We start from the raw sequence: 25992 nt of genomic DNA on the forward strand, positions 1-25992 counted from the left end.
CGCTATTTTGGGCCTGCGATGCTCGCCGTACAGTCGTACGATTGCGCGTCTTAACCCAAACTAGCGCCGCTCGCTACACTTAATCAGAGATTCCCTGGATCATCACCCTGCAGCCTGGCGCAATTTGCGTAATTGCTGCCCCAGGCTGGATTGCTTCAGAAGCTGCTTGCTGCGGTACACACCCGCCTGCGCCATCGCTATCATGGCCGGTGAACTGATCGCCCCCTCACACAAGGCATTTGCTCCTGTGGCAAAGCGCAATTTATACGCCTGATCACCCCTGCCCAGGTCGATGGAAGTCAAGCCCAGTTGCGCGGCATGTTTGGCACACTGCGCCAGGATGACAAGACCAGGTGAAAATTCTGCATACGTCGTGTCGTACCAGGGGAACCAGTAATGCAATACCTTCTCTGAGCGCATGCCAAAATGTGCTGCGACCAGCGTATCCCCCGCATGCAGGGTGGACAGCATGCCGGCAAACCCAGGCTCTTTGACGAGCCGGATTTCTTCCAGCACCTGACGCACCCAGTCCAGCCGGAAGATGTCATGCGCCGCCCCGACAGTGCGCTCAAACTGCTGGCTTTTGCCTTTCAGCAAAGCCTGGTAATCACCTAAATCACTGCTCTGCATGTCGAAACGCAATTCGCCATATTTCTTTGCCAGTTTACGCTCGTTGGTCGCCACCTTCTTCATCAGCGATGCATCTCTTTTTTCCGCCAGGCGCTGTACATAAGCATCATAGCCACCGGTCAAATCCAGGGTATGAGACTGACTCTCTATCCAGGCATGAGATTTGAAATCAGACAATTCAGCCGGCACATGGTTAAAGCCAAAGTGGCGGCACTGCATGGCAGCCAGAACCCGGCTCATTTCCCAGTCGGATGAAGACTGGCGTATCGGGCCCTGATAATCGGATAAAAATCCGCCTATGGATACTGCACGAAACGCATTCAGCGCATGAAAAGGCCAGACACCAGTCAGTCTATTATTTTCTTCACACAGCAAGACCCTGGTATCCGCACGTGCATGGCCAGCAATGACGGTGAATGCAGGATGATAGTACGGGCTATCGTATATCGCATTACTGTGACGTAGCGCCAGCCATTGCCGCAACACTTCCGGATCCAGTTCGCCAGCCTGAATCAGGCTGAACTTCATTGCGCCGGCTCCACAGTCGCAAAATAGTCTTGCAGATTGGTACGCAAACCGTTCTCTATGCTTTGATCCACCAGGCTGGACAAGCTGCTGCGCCGCGCCGCATCAAACACAAACAGGCGGTATACATCAGACAGATGCAAGCCGACCGGATTGACCAGCAATATCCATAATTCAGCCCCCGCTTCGTTCTTGCGCAACCAGAAACGGCTTCTTGATGTCGTGGTATTGGCATTCACCCGCGCCACCCAACCAGCTTCTGACATACGTTCCAGCAAGCCTTCAATTTCATCGATACCCAGGCGGGTCTGAGTACGTATCGCATTGACATCAACGGCTGCTCCTGCATTCGCCATGCGCGCTTCGACCAGCACCTGCAAAATGCAGACCGCATCTTCAAACGCACTACCCGGGGTCGGCACATGCCACCAACGTTCAAACTTCACGATGGGCAAAGCCGCTGCAATCACCGCCCCGATCAAAATAATCAACCAGGAAACATAAATCCAGACCAGAAAGATAGGTACGGCAGCCAGTGCCCCATACACCACGGTATAGGTGGGAAACTGAATGACAAAACTGGCGAATATGCGTTTGGCAATCTCGAAGGCAATACCGGCAAACAAACCACCCCAGGCCGCATCACGCCATTCCAAAGACCGATTCGGCACGATCAAATACAACAGCGTGAAAGCACCGGTAGTAAATAAAATCGAGGCCGTGGTGTACAACACACCGCCAATGAAAGGTACCGACCCCACCACCCCGGTCGTGGCAGTGAACAGGTAAGAAGTAGAAGTCAGCGACACACCGACCAGCAAAGGCCCCAGCGTTACAATGGCCCAATACACCAGCAATCTTTGCAAGATCGGACGTGAACGCTTGACCTGCCAGATCTGGTTAAAGGACTTGTCTATGGTTGCCATGGTGGTAATGGCAGTCACCATCAGGGCGACACCACTGATGGCAGAAACACGGGTCGCCTTGGTGGCAAATTGTGTCAGATAGCCAAGAATGGTGTTGGAAATCCCCTTAGGCATCAGACTTTGAATAAAATACGCTTCCAGCGACGTACGGAAGGTATTAAACAAGGGAAAAGCTGTAAAAATGGCCAATGCGACAGTCAGAATCGGTACCAGTGCCAGCACGGTGGTAAAGGTAAGACTACCGGCAACTTGCGGCAAGCGCCCTTCTTGCAGGCGTTGCAGGGCGAATTTGAACAGGTTGAGTATTTGTTTCCACGACAGACCACGCATAGTTTTTTGCAGCTTGAAATAAAAGTACCCTCTATTTTACTGAGGGTCAAAGAATAAAGACTCATATAATACAAGCATGACTACACAAGAACTCACGATTTTGGTTTTATTTTATTCCCGCCATGGCAATACCAGGAAAATGGCCGAGCTGATTGCCCAGGGCATAGAAAGCGTACCTGGCTGCAATGCGCGCCTGCGCACCGTGCCTGCTGTGTCCACCGTGGCCGAAGCCACAGCACCAGATGTACCGTCAGCAGGCGCACCGTATGTAGAATTGTCTGACCTCAGGGAATGTGCAGGACTGGCATTAGGCTCCCCTACCCGCTTCGGCAACATGGCCGCTGCCATGAAATACTTTCTTGACGGCACTGCGGCCGACTGGTTGTCCGGCACACTCAGCGGCAAACCGGCCTGCGTATTCACTTCTACCGGCAGCCTGCATGGCGGACAAGAATCCACCCTGCTCAGCATGATGCTACCCCTGATGCACCATGGCATGCTGCTGCTTGGCCTGCCGTACAGCCATCCCGAATTGATGACCACCTCCACCGGTGGCAGCCCCTATGGGGCAACCCACTGGTCCGGCAAGGATGGCACACTGCCACTGTCAGAAGACAGCCGCAAGCTGGCCATTGCACTGGGTAAGCGACTGGCCGAAACCAGCCGCAAATTGCAGGTCGCAACATGAACACGACACTCACAACACCCAGCACTACACCCCGCACTACCCCCTACTACTGGGTAGCATCCGCCAGCCTGATTGCCCTGTTCATACTCTGTCTGCTATGGGAATGGATGATTGCGCCTTTGCGTCCCGGTGGCTCATGGATGGTGATCAAGGCGTTTTTTCTGTTGATACCATTGCGCGGCGTGCTGAAAAAAGACAACTACACCATGCAATGGTCGTCCATGCTGATCTGGCTGTATTTTACCGAGGGTATCGTCAGGGCCACCAGTGACAAGCTGCCGCTGTCAGCCATGCTGGCCTGGGGTGAAGTAGCACTGTCATTGATTTTTTTCTTTAGCACGATTTTTTATTTGCGTCCGCTAAAAAAAGCCGCGAAGGCATTGGCCAAAACCAAGGCAGCCGAACAATGATGCCGCCATGCGTGCATCAACAATCCGAAACCTGTGCTGACTGACACCATGAACTCTGAATTTCTTGCCTCCTGCGCACAGATCATCGGTCAGGATCACGTGCTGACCAGTGAGCCTGATCAGCAAGCCTACCTGACCGACTGGCGCCAGCGTTATACCGGCAAGGCAATGGCGGTATTGCTGCCCACATCGACGGAAGAAGTGGCGGCATTGCTCACCTTGTGCGCCCGCTATCACATCCCCTGCGTCCCGCAAGGCGGTAATACGGGTCTGGTGCTGGGCAGCGTGCCGGACCAGACCGGTAAGGCAGTCATCCTCTCGCTCAAGCGCATGAACCGTGTGCTTGCAGTGGATGTCAGCAACAATACGATGACGGTACAAGCGGGCTGCCTGCTGGAAAATGTGCAGACGGCGGCAGAAACGCATCAGCGATTATTTCCTTTATCACTGGCATCTGAAGGCAGTTGCACCATAGGCGGCAACCTGGCAACCAATGCCGGTGGCACGGCAGTACTACGCTATGGCAATGCCAGGGAATTGTGCCTGGGGCTGGAAGTGGTGACGGCAACAGGCGAAATCTGGAATGGCTTGCGCGGCCTGCGCAAAGACAATACCGGCTATGACTTGCGGGATTTGTATATTGGTGCCGAAGGCACCCTGGGCATCATCACCACTGCAGTACTGAAACTGTTTCCACAACCACGCGCCAGCCTGACTGCGTTGGCTGCCGTGCCTTCAGCAGAGGCTGCATTGCAATTGCTGAATCTGGCACGCAGCGACCTGGGGCCGACACTGACAGGTTTCGAATTGATTTCCGACTTCAGCCTGCAACTGGTGCTGAAACATTTTCCCCTGCTGAAGAAACCACTGGACAGCAACTGTCCGTATTACACCCTGCTAGAAATTTCTGACCATGAATCGGAAGAACATGCAAATGGCTTGATGGAAAGCATGCTGGCAAAAGCGCTGGAGCATGGCCACGCGACAGATGCCGTCTGTGCCACGTCCATCAGTCAGTCGAAAACCCTATGGCAATTGCGCGAACACATCTCCGCTGCGCAGGCGATGGAAGGCAAGAATATCAAGCATGATATTTCCCTTCCTATTTCGGACATACCCGCATTTATCAAGATGACCGATGCGGCGCTGCATGCCGCCTTCCCGGGATGCCAGGTAGTGTGCTTTGGCCACCTGGGCGATGGCAATCTGCATTACAACGTATCGGCACCGGTGACCATGCGCGATACGGATTTCATTCAACAACAGCAAGCCGTCAATCGCATAGTACATGACAGGGTACATGGCCTGAACGGTTCCATTTCCGCCGAACATGGCCTGGGCATGTTGAAACGGGAAGAAATCACCCTGTATAAATCGGCACTGGAATTATCTTTGATGCGCAGCATCAAGGGAGCGCTGGACCCGGATAATCTGATGAACCCGGGCAAACTACTTTAGCGCCGCTGCCCCGCTTGCCTATCGATGCTCCAGACGTCGCATATTTTGCTGACGTCCACCATTATTTTTCTGGGATGCTGCATTTTCTATTTTCATTTCCCTTGGCAACTGAAAAACGCTGACCGCCTTCGTCAGTTCTCCAGCCTGTTCTTCCATGCTTTCTGCCGCTGCCGCTGCCTGTTCTACCAGGGCGGCATTCTGTTGTGTCATTTCATCCATCTGGGTAATCGCCAGGTTCACCTGTTCTATGCCTGAACTTTGTTCCTGGCTGGCCGCAGTGATCTCGCTCATGATGTCGGCCACATGCTGGACGCTGGTGACGATTTCATCCATGGTCTTGCCGGCTTCATCCACCAGCCTGCTACCCTGGTCCACCTTGTCGACCGAATCACTGATGAGGGATTTGATTTCCTTGGCGGCGCTGGCACTGCGTTGTGCCAGATTGCGTACTTCCGCTGCTACCACGGCAAAACCACGGCCCTGCTCACCTGCTCTGGCAGCTTCCACCGCTGCATTCAGGGCCAGGATATTGGTCTGGAAGGCAATTCCGTCGATGACGCCAATGATGTCGACAATCTTGCGTGAACTTTCCTTGATGGAACCCATGGTACTGACCACCTGCCCCACCACGGCACCGCCTTTGACTGCAACACCAGATGCCGATACCACCAGTTGATTGGCCTGCCGTGCATTGTCGGCATTTTGCCGGACGGTGCTGGTGAGTTCTTCCATGGAACTGGCAGTTTCTTCCAGCGAGCTGGCTTGCGATTCGGTGCGACTCGACAGGTCGGCATTGCCAGAGGCAATTTCTCGCGACGCCACGGTAATGGTTTCAGTACCGACCTTGATTTTGGAGATGGTCGCAAGCAGGTTTTCCTGCATCTTACTCAGGGAGCGTAGCAAATCACTGATCTCATCCGTGCCTGCTACGATAACTGTATTGGTCAAATCACCATGCGCAATCTGGTCAGCAATGACAGCAGACGATTTGATAGGACCGGAAATGGTTCTGGCTATCAGCCATGCAGCGATCGAACCAACCACGATAATCAAAATACCGATAATCAACATACCAGCTCTGGCGCTTTTATAATTATCAAGCGATTCATCATAGGCGGATTTCATGGCCTTATGCTGTTGCTGTGCCAAGTCCCCCAGGGACGCCATCCATTTTTCGTTCGGAGCATTGAATTCGGTCTGCAAAGCTGACGCCGCATCAAAATAATTACCTTCTCCGACCAGACCTTTAATCTTGTTGGCAATCACCATCACCTGTTGTTTTTGCTCAAGCGAGTTTTGCAGCGTGCTTTTTCCTTCATTGTCGTCTATCAGTTTTTTGGCAGCATTTTCTGAAGCATTATAATTTTCCAGTATTTTCGCCAGCCGCTTGGTTTCTCGTTCTGCTTCTGCCAAATCACTGGGGGAAGTCATCTTGCGCAATACCAGTGCCAGTGCCCTGCCCTGTTCGCGCATATCAGTTGCGGCATCCAGGCTGGCGACCTTGGTGTTAAAAATGTAGTCGGTTGAACCTTGCAATTGGCTCATACGAAACAGCCCCAGCACCAACAAGCCGGAAGCAAACAAAATCACAAGACCAAAACCCAGCGCCAGACGGCCACTGATTTTTAAGCGTAATAATTGGTTCATACATTTCCCTGAATATCTGACAATAGAACGGCAGAAGGTATTAGTACGTCAAGCACAAGCCATCGCAACAAGCCCGGCACGAACAGAGGCACGTGTTCCTCATTTCTGCCTTACCTTGATAACGACAAGAACAAAATATGACAGAAAAAATCTCTTCAAAATGCCATGAGCAAAAGCAATTTGACCGAACTGGCCAGGGAAAGAAGAACTGATTCGAAAGCAGTCGATGTTTAAATGGTTTAAATGATTTGAATGCTTGATACGCGGGAGCTGCTGTTCAACACCAGTGGCAAACAGGCTTGCCCAGCGTACCCACAAAATCAAACATAGTCGAATAGACCCGGATAGGCCCGAATAAACCATTCATGCCGACATGAATCAACGTCCCCTGAAATTATTATGTAATTCTCTGCGCAACAAATGAAAGTGCTTTAGTAAAGTATAGCTGAAACACTACGGGCGCAAATGAAGAGAACATGACGAATTGCAACATCAGAGATATAAACAACAACTCAAACATGAAAAACAGATCAGACATCCGATGACTACTTGTACCTGATGCAGTATTCAAGAATACACATGCGTCAATGGCGCCGCCCCTTCAACGCACCAAGTATTTGCTTTACAGGCAATACAATAACATTGAACCGCGAAACGCCACGCTATACAATACAATCATGATTAAATCATTCCTGCACAAAGGACTAAAAACCTTTTTTGACAACGGCAGCAAGGCTGGTATTCAGCCACATCATGCAAGCCGGCTCCACCGCCAGTTGCTGAGGCTGGATATAGCCAAAGCCGTCACTGATATGAATTTGCCCGGCTGGAATTTACATACCCTGTCAGGAGAACTTGCAGGACATTACTCAATCACTGTGAATGGTAATTGGCGTCTGACTTTCACTTTTGAAGGTCAAGACGCGATTCTGGTCAATTATCAGGATTATCACTAAGGAGCATTACAAATGAGCAGAATCTTTAATCCGCCGCATCCCGGCGAAACCCTGCGAGAAGATATATTGCCCGCTTTGGGTTTGAATGTGACCGAAGCTGCCGAACAATTAGGCATTACCCGCGCCACATTGTCGCGCGTGCTAAATGGCCGCGCCGCGATTTCCCCTGTCATGGCGCTCAGGCTGGAGGCTTGGCTAGGGGTAGACAATGGTGGACGTGCTGACGTATGGATAGCGGAACAAGCCGCTTATGACCTGTGGCAAGCAAGGAAAGCAGGCGCGCCCAAAGTAAAGCCTTTCAAACATTTAGTCACAGCCTGAGAAAAGAAACGCCAGACTATCCTGATGGGTAGAGCAGGAAACCCTTCATGTGCTTGTCTGGCATCCCGACATTTGCGGATTAGCACTTGAAGGAGCATTAATGATTGTCCCCACCTACTTCACACTGCCTGAAGCGGTACAATTTTTGAGCGACAAAACCGCTCAACCTGTAACAACAGGTTGGCTACTACAACTCGCCAGCGAAGAAAAATTGCAAATTTTCTTTCATCCTCAGCGACTTGTCGTTACGGGTAATCTCAACAATGTGGACAGTCTCAAATATTATGAGCCTGGACAAAAATATTCACTTGATAAGGGGTGGACTACATTGATGATTGATAGCCATTCCATTGAAGTGAAAACCCTTCCTGATGCCAGCGACAACCCTTGACGCTTATTGCTGAGTACTGCATTGAAACGCCCAAAACATCGTTAGCCAGAAATAACCGACCGATACGCGCGCGCGTGACGGTGGAAATATGCCCCTTAAAGAACCAAAAACTAAGCCATTTAAATTTAAAAGTTTTGGCGTTAAGTTTTGTTAAGTCTTTTTAATGTCTGGTTGCCACTAATGTAATGCAATGCAAATTATTTGCTCTCCCTCTTGGCTCGCTTTGCAAGCAATGCGTAAACAGACGGACTAAATGCTCCCCCTTTTTCCTCAAGTCGGTAAAGAAGGTGCAACAACAAACCAATATTCATACTTGGCACACGCTCATGCATTTGGCACATATCCCATAACATTTGAAGGTTAACTTCATCCTTGGTGCGTCCAGCATTTTTTATGACAGATTTATTTGATAGCGCTGAGACAATCCAATGTGATGCCATAACGCCAGTAAATAATATCCATTTCTCGGTGGAGGTTTCCGTAAGAAGAGTAGCGAGCCACCACACCCCCAGCAATCCAATCGCATTACCCAGAGCGCTAAACGCAAATTCAAGAATGAGGTCTTTAATTTTACTGCCTGTTAAGGAAATATCATTCGGCTCCAATAAGAGCGGGCCATCAATTAATTGGCCACTATCAAAATTCTTTATTTGCTTCCAAAATGCCCTTGATTGGAAAAAATCAAGGGTACGAGAATAAATTAGAGCATCAACCATGGCCCATTCAAGAAAGGGAGAGATAAAATCATCCGCTTCTAAATAGTCTTGCGCCAATGACTCAACAGATTCCGCGTATACAAAAAGACAGTTTTCTTGATGAGCTTTACTTTTTTTTCCTGTCTGAAATTCGCTCAACAATTGTGAGTGAAACCAGACAACCCCATACGCCGTTGCTAATTTGTCTGTCGGTTCATTTTTCACCGTTTCGACTGATTTGATAAACTCTCTAGGTGGCAAATCAAACAAAGTAGAGCGTGCACCATTCGAGGTTTGAAATTCATAATTGTGAAACGACCGGGGAATCATTGAAACGAAATTTTTAATTCGATACTCTTGCTCCTCTAAAAAATCAGCCAGATATGATTCATTTTTAAATTGAGCTTCTGCGCCAGAGTGCGCTGCGGTAACTATTGAGGTAACCAAATCCAACGTAACGGCTCTGAGTTGGCTATTAATTCCTTCAATACACACTTCAGATTCAAATCTACTTAAAAGCAATTGAACAATTTTTCTTGTCGACATAGAGGAGTTATTGTTTTCAAGCATAATAATCAACTTTGAAATTAAGACACAATGAAATTGCCTATAGCCCACTTTTCGGCAGAAATTTTGCGCAACACAGATTCCGATTTTGCCACAATATATCAGGGAGAAATGACTATCCTCCGCTTACAGGCAATACGCGCCATAAAGCATTTCAAGAATGTGATGGAAATTATAAAAATGGGAAAATCGGGTTACATGCTGGTTACACGAAGCCAAAAACGAAAAAGCCCAGAATTTTAATCTGGGCTAAGTCTTTGAATCTATTGGCCTGCCCAGCAGGAATCGAACCTGCGACCCCGAGCTTAGAAGGCTCGTGCTCTATCCAACTGAGCTATGGACAGTCTATGAATTGACCAATGCATGGTACTGCACAATGACTGCGCAATTACTACAGATAAGCGGCATGATTAGCTGCCGCTTATGCCGCTTATGCCGCTTATACTGATTTTACATCAGCCTGCAGCTAAAACCAGATGGTCAAAAACTGAAGGCTGAATAGTACATGGTATCGCAGTCAGATTCAAGAATGAATACCTGTCATCACCTGAATTTCTCCATGATTTTGTACCGAATGCCCTAGATGGCGACAGAAATGCAATCGGCCAGGCGACGGGCGGTGCTTGCTGCCATATCACCGTCGGCTGCTTCCACCATAACGCGCACCAGGGGCTCGGTGCCGGATGCGCGTATCAGCACGCGGCCGGTGTTGCCCAATTCGGCTTCGACTTTCTGTTTTTCAGCCATTAGCTTGTCATTCTTTTGCCAATCAAAGCCTGCCGGTACTTTGATGTTCAGCAATGTCTGGGGGAACAGGGTCAGTTCATCAAAGCATTGATCCAGGCTTTTACCATTGCGTCTTAATGCCGACAGAACTTGCAATGCCGAAACAATACCGTCACCGGTCGTATGTTTGTCCAGACACAAGAGATGGCCAGAGCCTTCACCGCCCAACAGCCAGCCACGTTCCTGCATTTGTTCCAGCACGTAACGGTCGCCGACTTTGGCGCGCACAAAGCCCACGCCCATTTTCTGGAAGGCGACTTCTACCGCCATATTGGTCATCAACGTGCCTACCACACCCTGCACACTGCCTATCGCCATGCGATCGAGCACCATCAGGTATAGCAGTTGATCCCCATTGTAGATCTTGCCATGCTGGTCTACCATCAACAACCGGTCAGCATCACCATCCAGTGCAATGCCCAGGTCAGCATGGTTGGCCCGCACTGCCATCGCCAGTGCATCGGGGGCGGTGGCACCAACACCATCATTGATATTCAGGCCATTAGGCTGATTGCCGATGGCTATCACTTCGGCACCCAGTTCATGGAATACATGTGGCGCAATGTCATAGGCAGCGCCATGGGCACAATCGACCACGATTTTCAGGCCGCGCAAATCCAGCTCGTTCGGGAAGGTGCTCTTGCAAAACTCTATATACCGGCCATTTGCATCACTCAGCCGGCGCGCCTTGCCGAGGCGGTCTGAACTCACGCATTGCATGGGGCGTTCCAGCTCTTGTTCAATCGCCAGCTCCACTTCATCCGGCAGCTTGTTGCCCGTAGCGGAAAAAAACTTGATGCCATTGTCGTCAAAAGGATTGTGCGAGGCGGATATGACTACACCAGCCGACAAGCGCAATGCACGTGTCAGGTAAGCAACCGCCGGTGTCGGTGCCGGGCCAGACAGCATGACATCTACCCCGGCAGCGGCAAAACCTGCTTCCAGCGAGGCTTCCAGCAAGTAGCCGGAAATGCGCGTGTCCTTGCCTATCAACACGGTGGGGCGGGTATCACCGCTGGCGTCTGCCTGTGCCAACACCTTGCCGGCAGCAAAACCCAGCCGCATGACGAAATCTGGCGTGATCGGTGCCTGCCCTACTTTGCCGCGTATGCCATCTGTACCAAAATATTTTCTGCTCATTGTATTTTTTCTTTTTTAATTGGACAAAGCGTCCCAGACTTTGAACGCATCTACGGTTTCTGCCACATCATGTACCCGCACTATGCAGGCACCACGCTGTTTTGCCGCCAGCGCTGCCGCCAGGCTGCCAGCCAATCTGCCTGGCGCTTCACGCCCGGTCAAGGCACCAAGCATGGATTTGCGTGACACACCCACCAGCAAAGGCAAATCCATGTCCGCCTGCAAGGCCTGGAGTTGCTTGAACATGGATACATTATGATCCAAAGTTTTACCAAAACCAAAACCTGGATCAAGACAGATACGCTGCCGTTCAACCTGGGCCTGTTCCAGCGCTTCCACCCTGGCTTTCAGGAACTGCAAGACTTCCTGATTGACATTCTCGTAGTCTGGCTTCAACTGCATGTCAGCCGGTTGATTCTGCATATGCATGACGCACAGACCGGCATCACTTTCAGCCACGGCGGCAAGCGCTTCTGCGCTACGAAATCCCTGTATATCGTTGATCATGTCGGCCCCTGCCAGCAGGGCTTCGCGCATGACTTGCGGTTTATAGGTATCAATAGACAAGGGCTTGCCGCAATCACGCAGGGCATAGATGACGGGCATGACACGGCTCAGTTCTTCGTCCAGAGACAGTGGCACAGAGCCGGGGCGGCTGGATTCTCCACCGATATCGAGGATATCCACACCATCTTCTATCATCTGTTCAGCACGAATGATCGCGCTTTCCAGATCCATGTATTTACCGCCGTCAGAAAATGAATCTGGCGTGATATTGAGGATGCCCATCACCAGGGTCCGGGATTGCGCCCCCGCTAAAGGGAAGCGATAACGCCCACATTGGAAATATTTCATTTTTTAAAAAACTAAGGGTGAGGATTTACCCCACCCTTACTTAATTTATTACTTAATTTATTGATTCAAAACCTGATCAGGCTGGTGCTGCTGCATTTGCTGAAATGCCACCAGACGAGTTATCTGACGATGAACGTGCATTCGTCTGCCCCTGTTTTGGTGGGCGTGGATCAACACCGTTCATGATGTCATTGACCTGGTCTGAATCAATGGTTTCCCATTCCAGCAAGGCCTTGGTCATGGCTTCTACTTTGTCGCGGTTTTCTTCCAGCATCTTGCGTGCCAATGCATATTGTGTATCCAGGATATTACGGATTTCAGCATCCACTTTTTGCTGTGTCGCTTCGGAAATGGTTTTCGATGGACCGCCAAAATAACCTTCGCTCTGACTGTCCTCATACACCATAACACCCATGCTGTCAGACATGCCGAAGCGTGTCACCATGGAGCGTGCCAATTTGGTCGCACGGGAAAAGTCATTCGATGCGCCCGTAGACATTTGGCCTACAAAGATTTCTTCTGCAATACGGCCACCGAACAGGATGGAAATCTCTTCCAGCATTTTGTCTTTGTAACCACTGAGATGATCATGTTCCGGCAACTGCCAGGTCAACCCCAAGGCAAAACCGCGTGGCATGATGGTGACTTTATGCACAGGGTCAGCCTTGGGCAGCAACTTGGCCACCACTGCATGACCGGACTCGTGATAGGCAGTGTTCCTGCGTTCATCTTCACGCATGACCATGGATTTGCGTTCCGGACCCATGAAGATTTTGTCTTTGGCATCTTCAAAATCTATCATTTCGACCAGACGCTTGTTACGTCTCGCGGCAAACAAAGCTGACTCATTGACCAGATTGGCCAGATCGGCACCAGAAAAACCAGGCGTACCACGTGCCAGGATATCTGCCTTGACGTCAGCAGAAATAGGCACTTTACGCATATGCACATTCAAGATCTGTTCGCGGCCACGGATATCCGGCAAACCGACAGATACCTGACGGTCAAAACGGCCTGGGCGCAACAGGGCTTTATCCAGTACGTCGGCACGGTTGGTTGCGGCGATGACGATGACACCAGAATTCGCTTCAAAACCATCCATCTCAACCAGCATCTGGTTCAAAGTCTGTTCACGCTCATCATTACCGCCGCCCATACCGGCACCGCGATGACGACCAACAGCATCAATCTCATCAATAAAGATAATGCAAGGCGCGTGTTTTTTGGCGTTTTCAAACATGTCGCGAACGCGGGAAGCACCCACGCCGACAAACATTTCAACGAAATCAGAACCCGAGATTGTGAAAAACGGTACTTTCGCTTCACCGGCAATCGCACGCGCCAGCAGAGTTTTACCAGTGCCTGGAGGACCAACCATCAGCACACCGCGAGGAATACGGCCACCCAGTTTTTGGAATTTGGTAGGATCACGCAGGAAATCAACGATTTCCGACACTTCTTCCTTGGCTTCATCGCAACCGGCAACATCACCAAACGTGACATTGTTATTGGTATCGTCCAGCATTCTTGCCTTGGACTTGCCAAAGGAGAAAGCGCCGCCTTTACCGCCACCCTGCATCTGGCGCATGAAGAATATCCAGATACCGATCAACAACAGCATCGGGAACCAGGAAATGAAAATCTGCTGCAGGAAGGATTGTTCTTCCGGCGGTTTATTATCAAATTTAATACCATTATTAACCAGATCACCCACCAGGCCACGATCAAAAATGGTCAGTTGTGATTTGATTTTTTTACCGTCATTGGTGGTCGCTACCACGGTACGGTTGGCATCATCAATCGTCGCTTCTTTGATATGCTTGGATTTAACTTCGTCCAAGAACTCAGAATACGGTATCAAGGTCACACCGGCACCGATACTTTTTCCATCAATCTGCTTGAAAAGCATGAAAAGCACCAGGGCAACTACAACCCATATAGCAGCTTTTGAAAACATATTATTCACGAGAACTCCTTGAACGCAGGTGCGCCATTTGATACTGTAAACGGTCATTCTACCCGTAATGGATAGAGCTTGCTAGCCAACATATGTTGGCGGTATTGATGATTATCAAGAGGTAAATGCATTAATCCGGGTTCTTCAGGCCCCGTCCGAGCAAAAATATCTCGGAAGACTTGTCTTTACTGGCTTTCGGCTTCTTGTTAACAACGGTCTTAAACTCATTTTTAAAAAGCGTGACGATGTTGTTATAGCTGGGACCATGGAAGCATTTCACCAACAAAGCCCCACCCGGTTTCAGGTGTGCTTTGGCAAAAGTGACTGCCAATTCGATAATATATTCGACCCGCGCTGCATCCACAGTCGAATTACCAGTCAGATTTGGGGCCATATCCGACAATACCAAGTCCACTTTGCGGCCGATCAGCTTCGATTCCAGCAAATTTAACACTTCATCTTCACGGAAATCGCCTTGCATGAATTGCACGTCGGCGATAGGTTCCATGGGGAGCAGGTCCAGGGCAAAAATTTCACCGACGATGCCACCGCCCTCTTTGCCAGCCAGTTTGTTGCGTGCATACTGTGACCAACTACCTGGCGTCGCGCCCAGATCGACGATAATGTGGCCCGGACGTATCAATTTTTCTGATTCATCTATTTCTTTTAGCTTATAAACTGCGCGTGCGCGGTAGCCTTCCTTTTGTGCAAGTTTCACATAAGGGTCGTTAATATGGTCGTGAACCCAATTTTGATTGAATTTATTCTTTGCCATTCGCGTAAAATACTGCTTTTAAAGGAATTACTATGTTAAAACTTACGCCCGCCGAAAAGAGCGAACTCCGGTCTGAAGCACACGCACTGAAACCTATCGTTATCGTAGGCGAAGCTGGATTGACTCCTGCCGTCATCAAGGAAATCGATTCCGGCCTGAATTCTCATGGCTTAATCAAAGTACGCGTGTTTGGCGATGATCGTGAAGCACGTGTAGGCATGTACGATACCATCTGCACCGAGCTGAAAGCTGCTCAAGTACAGCATATCGGAAAACTTTTGGTGATTTACCGTCCAAAACTGGAAGGTACGAAAGAAACCAAATTAGTCAAAAAAGGCAAAGGCATGCGCGAAGTCACGATCGTCAAGCCTAGCCCCAGCGGTACGAAAAAACCTACCGTTTCAAAAGTGATGGTCAAGGGTAACGAACGCGTCACCCAGGGCGGCAATGTCAAACGTGCGAAACCACGTCAGTCCAGTGCCAAAAAAGCATCTCTTGGAAACAACTAAATTTCCGCTGGCTGTCTTGCTGGTCATGCGCACCACAGCCGTGTAGAGGTTTTCAACCCGGCCCTGTCTTTGTCAGGCCGGGTGACAGACACACCGCAGTGACAGACAAATAGCAGCAACAGCCTGTCATTATTTAAACAGTCGCACCAGTTTGCCAGTGCGACCATTCTGTACCTGTATTACACGTACATCACATCCAGTACTTCATATTCACGCACACCAGCTGGTGCCTGCACGCCGACGACATCGCCAGCATATTTACCGATCAGCGCACGCGCTATCGGTGATGTGATGGATACTTTACTCAATTTCAAATCGGCTTCATCTTCACCAACGATCTGGTAACTGACCTTTTGCGAAGTTTCCAGGTCTTCCAGGTGCACGGTAGAGCCAAATACCACACGGCCTTCTGCATCCAGCGTAGTTGGGTCGATAATCTGTGCAGAACCCAATTTCCCTTCCAGTTCAGCAATGCGGCCTTCGATAAAAGACTGGCGCTCTTTGGCAGCGTCGTATTCAGCATTTTCAGACAAATCGCCCTGGGCACGTGCTTCGGCAATCGCATTGATCACTTCCGGACGTTCTTTGGTTTTCAGCTTATGCAATTCTTGCTTCAGCAATTCTGCGCCGAACTTGGTGATAGGTACTGTACTCATGGCATTCACGCTTATAAAAGTAAAATACAGAGGCCACATCAGACACCAGCATTGCCGATGCCATTTGTGACCTCTGTATCGAAGTTCAAGTAGCTCTACCCTTGGGCCAGAGCTACTGTTATTTCTATCAGTTTAAGGTTTTATGCAGACCTTGTAAATCATAAACATGCATTTCATTGAGGTGACGCATCCCCTCCACCGCTGCTTCTGCGCCAGCGATAGTCGTGAATGTTGTTGCACGAGCAATCAATGCTGAGGTACGGATAGCGCGCGAATCGGTAATGGCATTGCGCTTTTCTTCCACCGTATTGATCACCAGGGCGATTTCATTGTTTTTGATCATATCCACCACGTGTGGGCGACCTTCAACAACCTTGTTCACGATGGATACCGGAATGCCTTCCGCCGCTATCGCCGTTGCCGTACCGCGTGTGGCAACAATGGAGAAGCCCATTTCCACCAGATCACGGGCCACTTTCACGCCACGTGGTTTGTCGCTGTTCTTGATGCTCAGGAATACCTTACCGGAAGTCGGCAATTTCACGCCGGCACCCAGTTGTGATTTCACGAAGGCTTCACCAAAGGTCTTGCCCACGCCCATGACTTCACCGGTCGATTTCATTTCAGGACCAAGAATGGTATCAACGCCGGGGAACTTCACAAACGGGAATACTGCTTCCTTGACACTGAAGTAAGGCGGCACCACTTCTGCGCCTATACCTTGTGAATCAAGCGATTGGCCGACCATGCAACGGGCGGCAATTTTCGCCAGTTGCAAACCTGTAGCCTTGGATACATATGGCACGGTACGCGACGCACGCGGGTTCACTTCCAGCACAAACACGACATCTTTGCCATCTTGCTGCTGAATCGCAAACTGCACATTCATCAGGCCGACGACATTCAAACCTTTTGCCATCAGCGCAGTCTGGCGCTTGAGTTCAGCAATGGTTTCTTGCGACAGGGAATAAGGCGGCAAGGAACATGCAGAGTCACCCGAGTGCACACCAGCCTGTTCAATATGTTCCATGACGCCACCGATGAAGGTACGCTTGCCGTCAGACAGGCAATCGACGTCAACTTCAATCGCATCATTCAGGAAGCGATCCAGCAAGACTGGTGAATCATGCGACACCTTGACGGCTTCACGCATGTAACGCTCCAGATCACGCTGTTCATGCACGATTTCCATCGCACGGCCACCCAGAACATACGATGGACGTACCACCAGCGGATAGCCGATTTCTTGTGCCAGTGCCAGCGCGTCAGTTTCGGTACGTGCAGTACGGTTAGGTGGCTGACGCAAACCCAGTTCTTGCAACATCTTCTGGAAACGTTCGCGGTCTTCTGCAGCATCGATCATGTCTGGCGACGTACCAATGATAGGCACGCCATTCGCTTCCAGGTCCAGTGCCAGTTTCAAAGGTGTCTGCCCGCCATATTGCACGATGACGCCGACTGGCTTTTCTTTATCGACGATTTCCAGTACGTCTTCCAGCGTCAGCGGTTCAAAATACAGACGGTCGGACGTATCGTAATCGGTAGAAACGGTTTCAGGATTGCAGTTGACCATGATGGTTTCATAGCCATCTTCGCGCATCGCAAATGCTGCGTGTACGCAGCAATAATCAAATTCAATACCCTGGCCGATACGGTTAGGGCCACCGCCCAATACCATGATTTTTTTCTTGTCGGTAGGGTTCGATTCGCACTCTTCTTCATAGGTCGAATACATGTAGGCGGTATTCGTGGCGAATTCACCGGCGCAAGTATCAACACGTTTGTAGACAGGGCGCACATTCAAGGCCTTACGCTTTTCGCGGATGGCCGTGTCAGTGGTTTTCAACAGTTTTGCCAGGCGACGGTCCGAGAAACCTTTTTGCTTCAGTTGCAGCATCAGCGCTTTATCGACGCTGTCGAGTGACTGTTCATCCAGCCACAATTCGATATCCACGATGTCCTTGATCTGCACCAGGAACCATGGATCGATATGCGTCAGTTGATGCACTTCTTCCAGCGTAAAGCCCTGGGCAAAAGCATCACCAACATACCAGATACGATCCGGGCCAGGCTCACCCAGTTCTTTTTCCAGTATCTCTCTATCCTGGGTTTTTTCATTCATGCCGTCGACGCCAACTTCCAGGCCACGCAGGGCTTTCTGGAAAGATTCCTGGAAGGTGCGGCCAATCGCCATCACTTCACCGACAGATTTCATCTGTGTCGTCAGGCGGTTATCTGCCTGCGGGAATTTTTCGAATGCGAAACGCGGTATCTTGGTGACGACGTAATCAATCGAAGGCTCGAAAGAAGCAGGCGTAGCACCGCCAGTAATTTCATTGCGCAATTCATCCAGCGTAAAGCCAACCGCCAGCTTGGCAGCGATCTTGGCGATAGGGAAACCGGTCGCTTTCGATGCCAGTGCAGATGAACGCGATACACGCGGATTCATCTCGATGACGATCATGCGGCCATCCGCAGGGTTGATGGAAAACTGGACGTTGGAACCACCCGTATCCACACCAATTTCACGCAGCACTGCCAACGAGGCATTACGCATGATCTGGTATTCTTTATCGGTCAGTGTCTGTGCCGGTGCCACCGTGATGGAGTCACCGGTGTGCACACCCATAGGGTCCAGATTTTCGATGGAGCAGACGATGATGCAGTTGTCGGCCTTGTCGCGCACGACTTCCATCTCATATTCTTTCCAGCCTATCAGCGATTCTTCAATCAGCAGCTCATTGGTAGGTGATGCTTCCAGACCGCGTTTGCAAATCGTCTCAAACTCTTCCGGGTTGTAGGCAATACCGCCGCCCGTACCACCCATCGTGAAAGAGGGGCGAATGATGACCGGGAAGCCGACATCCTTTTGCACAACCCAGGCTTCATCCATAGTATGGGCAACACCAGAGCGCGCCGAACCCAGACCGATCTTGGTCATGGCATTCTTGAATTTCAAACGGTCTTCGGCCTTGTCGATGGCTTCGGGGGAAGCGCCGATCAATTCGCAATTGTATTTGGTCAGCACGCCATTACGATGCAGATCGAGAGCGCAGTTCAAGGCAGTCTGGCCACCCATGGTTGGCAAGATCGCATCCGGTTTTTCTTTATCGATAATGCGTTCAACGACTTGCCAGGTGATAGGTTCGATGTAAGTCACATCGGCCATTTCTGGATCAGTCATGATGGTGGCCGGATTGCTGTTGACCAAAATCACGCGGTAACCTTCTTCACGCAAGGCCTTGCACGCCTGTGCGCCGGAATAATCGAATTCGCAAGCCTGGCCAATGATGATGGGACCAGCGCCGATAATCAAAATACTTTTTATGTCGTTACGTTTTGGCATTCTATTATTCTCCTGTCTTTGCCTTGGCCATCATCGCGGTGAAGCGATCAAACAGGTAAGCAATATCATGCGGCCCTGGTGAGGCTTCAGGGTGACCCTGGAAGCAGAAAGCTGGTTTATCAGTACGGGCAAAGCCTTGCAGCGAGCCATCAAACAAAGACACATGGGTGACGCGGCAGTTGGCTGGCAAAGTCGCCGCATCGACTGCAAAACCGTGGTTTTGGGAGGTGATCAATACCTGCCTGGTATCCAGATCCTGTACCGGATGATTGGCACCGTGGTGACCGAATTTCATCTTGAGGGTTTTGGCACCGGATGCCAGCGCCATGATCTGATGGCCGAGGCAGATACCAAAGGTAGGAATACCCTTCTCTATCAATTCCCTGGCTGCAGCAATCGCGTAATCGCAAGGCTCAGGGTCGCCAGGACCATTCGACAAAAACACGCCATCAGGGTTCAGCGCCAGCACATCGGCAGCACTGGATTGCGCCGGCAATACAGTGACCTTGCAGCCGCGCTCTGCCAGCATGCGCAGGATATTGCGTTTGACACCAAAGTCAAAAGCGACGACGTGGAATTTGGGATTTTGTAACTGACCGTAACCTTGGCCCAGTACCCATTCAGCTTCAGTCCAGTTGTAAGCCTGCTTGACAGACACCACCTTGGCCAGGTCCATGCCAGACAGGCCGGGGAAAGACTTGGCCAGCGCAATGGCTTTTTCAGCATCAGCACCAACCAGGATGGCACCTCCCTGCGCACCTTTTTCACGCAAAATACGTGTCAGCTTGCGGGTATCAATACCGGCAATAGCAACAATGTTTTGGGATTTGAGGTAATCAGAGAGGGTTTGTTCAGAACGGAAATTCGATACCAGCAAAGGCAGGTCTTTAATGATCAAACCGGCTGCATGGATTTTATCGGACTCTACATCTTCGGCATTGACACCAGTATTACCAATATGCGGATACGTAAGGGTAACGATTTGGGAACTATAACTTGGATCAGTCAAAATTTCCTGATAGCCGGTCATGGAAGTATTGAAGACAACTTCACCAATAGTTTGACCGGCAGCGCCAATCGAATATCCAGTGAAAATGCTTCCATCGGCAAGAGCAAGTATAGCGATGTCCTGGCCGGAACGAAGAAGGGACTGCGGAATGGGCAGCAAGGGCAACTCCTGTATTGTTACCGCCGCTGCGACGCACCAAGCTGTCGTTTCCCTGACCGCGCAAGAAATGCCGCGCAGCCTGGAAAGATGATGGAGCGATGTGAATTTGGGTAGGCGCTACGGCGAGATTTCGGATTAGTTAAACCCTCGAATTATAGCGCGAAACGGCGCATCAGGCAAATGAGAAATGCCTGATGCGCCGCTAATTGTCTGCCATATGCAGGCCAGAGACTGGCCAGATTTACTTCTTCACCATCTGAATCCAGCAAAAAAATGCCAAAAACAGAATGCCAGCAATATGAATTACAGGCCCAGCGCAGCGATACCAGCCTTGGCAATCTGCGCATCTTCTGCCGATTTCACGCCAGAAACACCGACGGCACCTATGCAGTGTCCTTCAGCAAAAATAGGCACACCGCCTTCCAGCATGCCGTCCAGATTCGGTGCGCGCATGAAAGAAAAACGGCCATTATTGATAATATCTTCATAGATTTTTGATTCACGTTTGCCCAGGGCGGCGGTAGTCGCCTTGGCTGGGGCAATGTGTGAAGAAATAGGTGCGACGCCATCCAGGCGTTGCAGCCACATCAGGTGGCCGCCATCATCCACAATTGCAATGACCACTGGCCAGTTATTCGCCTTGGCTTCCGCTTCTGCTGCGGCCGCGATTTTTTTGACATCATCCAGTGTCAACACAGGTTTTGTTTGCATAATTGCCTCTCAAATAAAGTCAGCGGATTGTACGCCAAGCAATTGCGCTTAGGTATACAAACAGTTTTAACCATTTTCTGAATAAGCAACCAATTAAGCAACCAATACAAATCTCATTAAGCAAATCAATATGCAAATCAATAAACAAATCAGTAATCAAATTAGCAGCATTTACATTTGGTAATAATTGCAAGTCGGAAATCTTCGTGAATGGTTTACATTTTTTAAGAGTTCGCTTAAAGTTGAACGGTTTTTCCAACCAGGTGTAAAGATGCTAACAAACGTTTCCAGACATGCAAGGAAAGCCAAATTAGTGCTTATCTCGACATTGCTGCTCACAGCAGCGGTCAACCCTGCCTGGAGCGCCGACAATCCTTTCCCCGAATCTTCTACCGCCTATTTAAAACTGCAAGAAATCAAACAGCGCGCTTCTGACCTGACTGTCAAAGCGATGGACTTGATGGGCATACGTTATAAACGCGGTGGCAACACCCCGGAAAACGGCCTGGATTGCAGCGGCTTTGTACGCTATGTTTTCAAGGATGTACTGGGTGCCAATCTACCCCGCACTTCAGCAGAAATCAGTCGTGTTGGTGAACAGATAGAACAAAAAGATTTACAGCCGGGTGACCTGGTTTTTTATAACACACTCAAGCGCGGCTTTTCACATGTAGGCATTTACCTGGGTGACAATAAGTTCATCCACTCCCCTTCAGCCGGTGGCCAGATTCGTGTAGAAAGCATGGACATCGCTTACTGGAAAAAACGATTCAGTGGTGCACGCCGCATCAATGAAAATGAAATAAAATGATCCCCCACCATTCTGAATTCTGAACTACCTCTGCTACGCATCATCCGGCTTGCACCAATCGCGTTCACATACCGCGTTCACAAACCAACCACACAAATAACAAGGGCAGAGCAATTGCTCCGCCCTATCAAAAAAAACCAACCAAATTCAACGAAGTCGCACAACCCCGTCTGTAATCAACGTTCCTGCATCGCCTTAATTTTCTGCTTTATCTCTGGCATGATCGCCATCGCTGCTTTCTCACCTGCCAGTATCGCCAGGTTTCTGCCGGCAAAATCACTTCCCTTCATGCCTGGCAATTCTGGCCGGATGACGATTTCTGCCTGCTTCAATTCAAACTGATTGATGCTCTGCCCCATGATGGCGACGGTTTGCAACAACACATCCAGTGTATTGTTGGACACCAGCGCTTCCGGTTGTGCTGAAATATTCACGGCGATCACGAAATCGGCGCCCATTTCGCGGGCAAAGCGCACCGGCACCGGCGACACCAGGCCACCATCCACATACAGGCGATCATTGATTTTTACTGGCTGGAATACACCTGGAACAGCCGACGACGCACGCACCGCAGCGCCGGTGTTACCGCGCTGGAAAAGAACCGCATGCCCGGTCGCCAGATCGGTTGCCACCGCACCAAAAGGCTTGCGCAGCTTTTCTATCGGTGCCTGCACGACCAGGCGATTGACATAGGTCTGCAAAGCATCGCCCTTCAACACACCGCTGGATTTGGAAAACAGTGGCAAGGACCAGTCAGAAATCGTCGCCTCATCCATATCCAGCGCCATTTTTTGCATGGCAAAGCCGTTATTGCCAGCCGCATACATGGCACCGACCACGCTACCGGCACTGGTACCAACGATCACGTCTGCAAAGATGCCTTGTGATTCCAGCGCCTTGATCACGCCGATATGGGCAAAACCACGTGCAGCACCACCGCCCAGCGCCAGGCCTATGCGTATAGGCTTGAGTGCCCTGGCAACGGGAATCGCCGGTGCCACCACAGGAGCAGGCTGCTGGGGTGCAGTGTTACAGGCACTGATGCCAGCCACCAGCAACACCGACAAAAACAGACGCTTCCATATCGGCTTGCTTGCAGGCTTGTTTGCAGGTTTTGCAGAAGTGCTTGCCGATACCAAAGTACAAGGAAAAGAAAAAGATGAAAGCGACATGAGTTTGCTTTGTAAATGAAATCCGAAAACACGGAATTGAAAATGCATGACAGGTGCGAGATTATATTTGCAAAAGGCCGGTGCCCACTGTCCACTCAGTAAAAATTAGTAAGATCGTAGACAGGCTCTACGGAAATAATTCATCAATCACCTACTCCCTTCACAATACAGTTAGCTTGTTACAGCCGGACTTAAAGTTACATATATAGACAAAAGAAAAACTAGTGAATTTTCAATAGATATCATTATTTCATGATACCCAGTATTACGTTAACAGTATGTCATGCTATCGACATAATTTGTCATGATAATCGCGCACTTGTCATGCATGGATTGTCGGCCTTGCCTGTATCAAATGAAGCCCTTCAGCTCTGGCGACTTTCCTATTGATGATTCAATGCGATGCTCATTCAATGCAATACTTATTCAGAGAGAATGTATGAAAAAATTTGCCTGGCTGCCACCCCTTGCAGCGATAGCACTGGCCGGTTGCAGCAGCAATAATCCTGTGGCTGACCCGAATGCCGTACCAGAAGGAACCACACTCAAGGTCGCCCTGCTGGAAACGACCGATATCCACCAGAACATACTCAGCTATGACTACTACGGCCTGAAGGCAGATACCAGCCTCGGCCTGGAAAGAACCGCAGCACTGATCAATGGCGCGCGTGCCGAAAACCCGAATAACGTCTTGCTGGATGATGGCGACGTTATCCAGGGCACTTTGCTGGGCGATTACCAGGCATTGGCTGCGCCGGTAACCTGTAGTGGCACGATGGCCGTGTACAAGGTCATGAATGCGCTGAAATATGATGGTGCCAGCATGGGCAATCATGAATTCAACTATGGTTTGAATTTCCTCAGCCAGATTACCAATACCGATTTCGGCCTGCCCGACGTCAGCAAAGCCGGCACTTGCGGCTCACCCAGCTTCCCGCTGGTCTTGTCCAATGTGGTAGGTGCCGTCAATCAGAAACCCATCTTCAATCCCTACTCTATCGTCGGCAAGCAATTCACCGCCACCAAACCGGATGGCAGCAGCATCAGCGTCAAACTCAATGTCGGCATCATCGGCTTTGTCCCGCCACAAATCATGGACTGGGACCAGAAATACCTGGCAGGCAAGGTCATGGTGAATGGCTTGCAGGAATCTGCCAACAAATATGTGCCTGAAATGCGCAGCAAAGGGGCTGATCTGGTGGTCGCCTTGTCACATGGTGGCCTGGATGCTTCACCGTATAGCCCTAAAATGGAAAACGGCAGCCTGTACCTGACATCCACTGGCATCGATGCGCTGATGCTGGGTCACGCGCATTTGATTTTCCCCAAAGGCAAAGAGGTCGGTGCACCTGCCGTTGACGCTTCACTGGCTGCATTGCCAACTGCGCAGGTTGATACTGTAAAAGGTTTGGTCAACGGTGTGCCGGCAGTCATGGCGCAAAGCTGGGGCCGCCGCCTGGGTATCATACAGATGGTACTTAAATACCAGGGCGGTAAGTGGATTGTACAAAAAGACCTGACCAATGTGGAAGCACGCGGCTTTAAATACAAGGATGGCACCACCATCGTTGACGCCGACGCTTCCATTGCCCCGCTGGTGGATACCGAACACAAAGCCACCATCAACTATGCTACCCAGCCATTGGGCACGACCACTGATTTCCAGATGTCTGCCTATTTCTCGCTGGTGGGTGATGTGACTGCGATCCAGATCGTCAACCAGGCACAAATCGAGTACGTGAAAAACTTCATCGCCAATTCGACCGATGCCACGATAGCCAGTTATAAATCCATCCCGGTCATCTCATGCAGCGCGCCGTTCAAGGCAGGCCGTAACGGCCCTACCGACTTTACGGATGTCGCGCCAAATGCCACGCCCGCAGCACCATTTGGCCTGCAAGTACGTAATCCGGGTGACCTTTACCTGTACGGCAACAACAATTTGCAGGCAGTCAAAATCAAGGGACTGGATTTGAAAAACTGGCTGGAAACCGCTGCCAAACAATTTGCCCAGATCGACCCCGCAATGACAGCCGAGCAAGACCTGGTGCCATCGTATTCAACCATCTTCAACTACGATGTCTTCTATGCCGACAACAATGCATTGAAGTACCAGATCGACGTCACCCAGCCCGGCGGCAAACGCATCGTCAACCTGACTTATGCCGGCAAGGCTGTCGCCGATACCGATGACTTCATCGTCGCAACAAATGATTATCGTGCTGGTGGTGGTGGCAATTTCCCTGGTATCGATGGCAGCAAAACCATCATCAAATCGCCGGATGCCAATCAGGCCGTGGTCAGTGATTTCCTGAAAAAACAGGGCAAAGTCACCAGCACCGGCAATGGCCTGGGCCAAAGCTGGAGCTTTGTTAAAGTTGATACCAAAGGCCCTGTGATCTTGCGTTCTGCCCCTGGTAAACTGGCCGTTGCACAAAACCTGGGGCTGAGCCGTGTCAAGGCAGAAGCTGGGCTGGACGCCAGCGGCTTTGCCAAATACACGATAGATTTGAGTAAATAAAATAAATCGTTCAGTTTTTTTATTTTACTTTGTTTCGTCCT

The 25992-nt window shown here is 50.2% G+C and carries 23 protein-coding genes and 1 tRNA gene; 10 read left to right on the plus strand and 14 right to left on the minus strand.

Going from position 1 to position 25992, the window contains the following annotated elements; translation table 11 throughout:
• Window positions 1–102: 102 nt before the first annotated feature.
• Window positions 103–1158: a GNAT family N-acetyltransferase gene (locus ACO0LM_RS16145; protein WP_423038294.1), complete on the minus strand. Its 1056-nt coding sequence runs from the start codon at window positions 1156–1158 to the stop codon at window positions 103–105.
• Window positions 1155–2411 (minus strand): YihY family inner membrane protein, encoded by a 1257-nt coding sequence (locus ACO0LM_RS16150; RefSeq protein WP_423038295.1) that lies wholly within the window; start codon window positions 2409–2411, stop codon window positions 1155–1157. Before ACO0LM_RS16150 ends, ACO0LM_RS16145 begins: the two co-directional genes overlap by 4 nt.
• 76 nt (window positions 2412–2487) lie before the next feature.
• Here ACO0LM_RS16150 and wrbA point away from each other — a divergent pair, with 76 nt between their 5' ends.
• Genes wrbA through ACO0LM_RS16165 form a run of 3 tightly spaced genes read left to right on the plus strand, consistent with a single transcriptional unit; the run spans window position 2488 to window position 4967 of the window.
• Window positions 2488–3099 carry an NAD(P)H:quinone oxidoreductase gene (gene wrbA / locus ACO0LM_RS16155; protein ID WP_423038296.1) on the plus strand — a complete coding sequence of 204 codons (612 nt, stop codon included), beginning with the start codon at window positions 2488–2490 and terminating at the stop codon, window positions 3097–3099.
• Window positions 3096–3509 (plus strand): DUF2069 domain-containing protein, encoded by a 414-nt coding sequence (locus tag ACO0LM_RS16160; RefSeq protein ID WP_423038297.1) that lies wholly within the window; start codon window positions 3096–3098, stop codon window positions 3507–3509. The genes wrbA and ACO0LM_RS16160 overlap by 4 nt, the downstream gene beginning before the upstream one ends.
• 48 nt (window positions 3510–3557) lie before the next feature.
• Window positions 3558–4967, plus strand: coding sequence for an FAD-binding oxidoreductase (locus ACO0LM_RS16165; protein WP_423038298.1), 1410 nt, complete (start codon window positions 3558–3560; stop codon window positions 4965–4967).
• 18 nt (window positions 4968–4985) lie between these two features.
• On the opposite strand, the gene ACO0LM_RS16170 is transcribed toward ACO0LM_RS16165, so the two are convergent.
• Window positions 4986–6614 carry a methyl-accepting chemotaxis protein gene (locus ACO0LM_RS16170; RefSeq protein WP_423038299.1) on the minus strand — a complete coding sequence of 543 codons (1629 nt, stop codon included), beginning with the start codon at window positions 6612–6614 and terminating at the stop codon, window positions 4986–4988.
• 677 nt (window positions 6615–7291) lie between these two features.
• On the opposite strand from ACO0LM_RS16170, the gene ACO0LM_RS16175 reads away from it, so the two are divergent.
• From ACO0LM_RS16175 to ACO0LM_RS16185, 3 genes are read left to right on the plus strand one after another with little or no spacing between them, the layout of a single operon-like run.
• Entirely contained in the window at window positions 7292–7570 is a 279-nt protein-coding gene (locus ACO0LM_RS16175; protein WP_423038300.1) for a type II toxin-antitoxin system RelE/ParE family toxin, read from the plus strand.
• 12 nt (window positions 7571–7582) lie between these two features.
• Complete coding sequence (locus ACO0LM_RS16180) at window positions 7583–7891, plus strand: HigA family addiction module antitoxin (protein ID WP_423038301.1); 309 nt, start codon at window positions 7583–7585, stop codon at window positions 7889–7891.
• Window positions 7892–7940: 49 nt separating this feature from the next.
• On the plus strand, window positions 7941–8282 hold the full coding sequence (locus ACO0LM_RS16185) for a hypothetical protein (RefSeq protein ID WP_423038302.1): 342 nt from the start codon (window positions 7941–7943) through the stop codon (window positions 8280–8282).
• A 197-nt stretch (window positions 8283–8479) separates the two neighbouring features.
• On the opposite strand, the gene ACO0LM_RS16190 is transcribed toward ACO0LM_RS16185, so the two are convergent.
• The 6 genes from ACO0LM_RS16190 to ACO0LM_RS16215 form a co-directional block, all read right to left on the minus strand.
• The gene (locus tag ACO0LM_RS16190; RefSeq protein WP_423038303.1) at window positions 8480–9547 is read right to left on the minus strand and encodes a hypothetical protein; all 1068 of its coding nucleotides are present in this window, start codon (window positions 9545–9547) and stop codon (window positions 8480–8482) included.
• 264 nt (window positions 9548–9811) lie between these two features.
• Window positions 9812–9888, minus strand: a tRNA-Arg gene (locus ACO0LM_RS16195).
• Between the two features lie 235 nt (window positions 9889–10123).
• A complete protein-coding gene (glmM, locus tag ACO0LM_RS16200) occupies window positions 10124–11470 on the minus strand; it encodes a phosphoglucosamine mutase (RefSeq protein ID WP_423038304.1) in 1347 nt (448 codons plus the stop codon).
• A gap of 15 nt (window positions 11471–11485) precedes the next feature.
• Complete coding sequence (gene folP / locus ACO0LM_RS16205) at window positions 11486–12259, minus strand: dihydropteroate synthase (RefSeq protein WP_423038305.1); 774 nt, start codon at window positions 12257–12259, stop codon at window positions 11486–11488.
• Between the two features lie 142 nt (window positions 12260–12401).
• Window positions 12402–14291 (minus strand): ATP-dependent zinc metalloprotease FtsH, encoded by a 1890-nt coding sequence (ftsH, locus tag ACO0LM_RS16210; protein WP_423038306.1) that lies wholly within the window; start codon window positions 14289–14291, stop codon window positions 12402–12404.
• Window positions 14292–14412: 121 nt separating this feature from the next.
• Window positions 14413–15057 carry an RlmE family RNA methyltransferase gene (locus tag ACO0LM_RS16215; protein WP_423038307.1) on the minus strand — a complete coding sequence of 215 codons (645 nt, stop codon included), beginning with the start codon at window positions 15055–15057 and terminating at the stop codon, window positions 14413–14415.
• A gap of 32 nt (window positions 15058–15089) precedes the next feature.
• On the opposite strand from ACO0LM_RS16215, the gene yhbY reads away from it, so the two are divergent.
• A complete protein-coding gene (gene yhbY / locus ACO0LM_RS16220; RefSeq protein ID WP_423038308.1) occupies window positions 15090–15566 on the plus strand; it encodes a ribosome assembly RNA-binding protein YhbY in 477 nt (158 codons plus the stop codon).
• Window positions 15567–15745: 179 nt separating this feature from the next.
• Here yhbY and greA read toward each other — a convergent pair whose 3' ends face one another.
• The 4 genes from greA to ACO0LM_RS16240 all read right to left on the minus strand — a co-directional run bounded on the left by greA (window position 15746) and on the right by ACO0LM_RS16240 (window position 21447).
• Entirely contained in the window at window positions 15746–16222 is a 477-nt protein-coding gene (gene greA, locus ACO0LM_RS16225) for a transcription elongation factor GreA (RefSeq protein ID WP_422987569.1), read from the minus strand.
• Between the two features lie 127 nt (window positions 16223–16349).
• Window positions 16350–19568 carry a carbamoyl-phosphate synthase large subunit gene (gene carB / locus ACO0LM_RS16230; protein WP_422987568.1) on the minus strand — a complete coding sequence of 1073 codons (3219 nt, stop codon included), beginning with the start codon at window positions 19566–19568 and terminating at the stop codon, window positions 16350–16352.
• A gap of 4 nt (window positions 19569–19572) precedes the next feature.
• Window positions 19573–20727: a glutamine-hydrolyzing carbamoyl-phosphate synthase small subunit gene (gene carA, locus ACO0LM_RS16235; protein WP_423038360.1), complete on the minus strand. Its 1155-nt coding sequence runs from the start codon at window positions 20725–20727 to the stop codon at window positions 19573–19575.
• A 312-nt stretch (window positions 20728–21039) separates the two neighbouring features.
• On the minus strand, window positions 21040–21447 hold the full coding sequence (locus ACO0LM_RS16240) for a GlcG/HbpS family heme-binding protein (protein ID WP_423038309.1): 408 nt from the start codon (window positions 21445–21447) through the stop codon (window positions 21040–21042).
• A 313-nt stretch (window positions 21448–21760) separates the two neighbouring features.
• Here ACO0LM_RS16240 and ACO0LM_RS16245 point away from each other — a divergent pair, with 313 nt between their 5' ends.
• The gene (locus tag ACO0LM_RS16245; RefSeq protein WP_423038310.1) at window positions 21761–22258 is read left to right on the plus strand and encodes a C40 family peptidase; all 498 of its coding nucleotides are present in this window, start codon (window positions 21761–21763) and stop codon (window positions 22256–22258) included.
• A 176-nt stretch (window positions 22259–22434) separates the two neighbouring features.
• Here ACO0LM_RS16245 and ACO0LM_RS16250 read toward each other — a convergent pair whose 3' ends face one another.
• Window positions 22435–23316: a patatin-like phospholipase family protein gene (locus ACO0LM_RS16250; protein WP_423038361.1), complete on the minus strand. Its 882-nt coding sequence runs from the start codon at window positions 23314–23316 to the stop codon at window positions 22435–22437.
• On the opposite strand from ACO0LM_RS16250, the gene ACO0LM_RS16255 reads away from it, so the two are divergent.
• Both ACO0LM_RS16255 and ACO0LM_RS16260 read left to right on the plus strand, forming a co-directional pair.
• Window positions 23300–23449, plus strand: a complete 150-nt coding sequence (locus ACO0LM_RS16255; protein WP_423038366.1) for a hypothetical protein — start codon at window positions 23300–23302, stop codon at window positions 23447–23449. The two genes, ACO0LM_RS16250 and ACO0LM_RS16255, sit on opposite strands and share 17 nt — an antisense overlap.
• A 420-nt stretch (window positions 23450–23869) precedes the next feature.
• Window positions 23870–25951: a bifunctional 2',3'-cyclic-nucleotide 2'-phosphodiesterase/3'-nucleotidase gene (locus tag ACO0LM_RS16260; RefSeq protein ID WP_423038311.1), complete on the plus strand. Its 2082-nt coding sequence runs from the start codon at window positions 23870–23872 to the stop codon at window positions 25949–25951.
• The last annotated feature ends 41 nt before the right edge of the window (window positions 25952–25992 follow it).

This window comes from Undibacterium sp. Di26W (assembly GCF_049340265.1).
GTDB lineage: Bacteria > Pseudomonadota > Gammaproteobacteria > Burkholderiales > Burkholderiaceae_D > Undibacterium.

Coding starts and splice junctions, on each gene's coding strand:
- ACO0LM_RS16145 (WP_423038294.1), bottom strand. CDS start 1,158: ATGAAGTTCAGCCTGATTCAGGCTGGCGAACTGGATCCGGAAGTGTTG.
- ACO0LM_RS16150 (WP_423038295.1), bottom strand. CDS start 2,411: ATGCGTGGTCTGTCGTGGAAACAAATACTCAACCTGTTCAAATTCGCC.
- wrbA (WP_423038296.1), top strand. CDS start 2,488: ATGACTACACAAGAACTCACGATTTTGGTTTTATTTTATTCCCGCCAT.
- ACO0LM_RS16160 (WP_423038297.1), top strand. CDS start 3,096: ATGAACACGACACTCACAACACCCAGCACTACACCCCGCACTACCCCC.
- ACO0LM_RS16165 (WP_423038298.1), top strand. CDS start 3,558: ATGAACTCTGAATTTCTTGCCTCCTGCGCACAGATCATCGGTCAGGAT.
- ACO0LM_RS16170 (WP_423038299.1), bottom strand. CDS start 6,614: ATGAACCAATTATTACGCTTAAAAATCAGTGGCCGTCTGGCGCTGGGT.
- ACO0LM_RS16175 (WP_423038300.1), top strand. CDS start 7,292: ATGATTAAATCATTCCTGCACAAAGGACTAAAAACCTTTTTTGACAAC.
- ACO0LM_RS16180 (WP_423038301.1), top strand. CDS start 7,583: ATGAGCAGAATCTTTAATCCGCCGCATCCCGGCGAAACCCTGCGAGAA.
- ACO0LM_RS16190 (WP_423038303.1), bottom strand. CDS start 9,547: ATGCTTGAAAACAATAACTCCTCTATGTCGACAAGAAAAATTGTTCAA.
- glmM (WP_423038304.1), bottom strand. CDS start 11,470: ATGAGCAGAAAATATTTTGGTACAGATGGCATACGCGGCAAAGTAGGG.
- folP (WP_423038305.1), bottom strand. CDS start 12,259: ATGGGCATCCTCAATATCACGCCAGATTCATTTTCTGACGGCGGTAAA.
- ACO0LM_RS16215 (WP_423038307.1), bottom strand. CDS start 15,057: ATGGCAAAGAATAAATTCAATCAAAATTGGGTTCACGACCATATTAAC.
- yhbY (WP_423038308.1), top strand. CDS start 15,090: ATGTTAAAACTTACGCCCGCCGAAAAGAGCGAACTCCGGTCTGAAGCA.
- greA (WP_422987569.1), bottom strand. CDS start 16,222: ATGAGTACAGTACCTATCACCAAGTTCGGCGCAGAATTGCTGAAGCAA.
- carB (WP_422987568.1), bottom strand. CDS start 19,568: ATGCCAAAACGTAACGACATAAAAAGTATTTTGATTATCGGCGCTGGT.
- ACO0LM_RS16240 (WP_423038309.1), bottom strand. CDS start 21,447: ATGCAAACAAAACCTGTGTTGACACTGGATGATGTCAAAAAAATCGCG.
- ACO0LM_RS16255 (WP_423038366.1), top strand. CDS start 23,300: ATGCCAGCCACCAGCAACACCGACAAAAACAGACGCTTCCATATCGGC.
- ACO0LM_RS16260 (WP_423038311.1), top strand. CDS start 23,870: ATGAAAAAATTTGCCTGGCTGCCACCCCTTGCAGCGATAGCACTGGCC.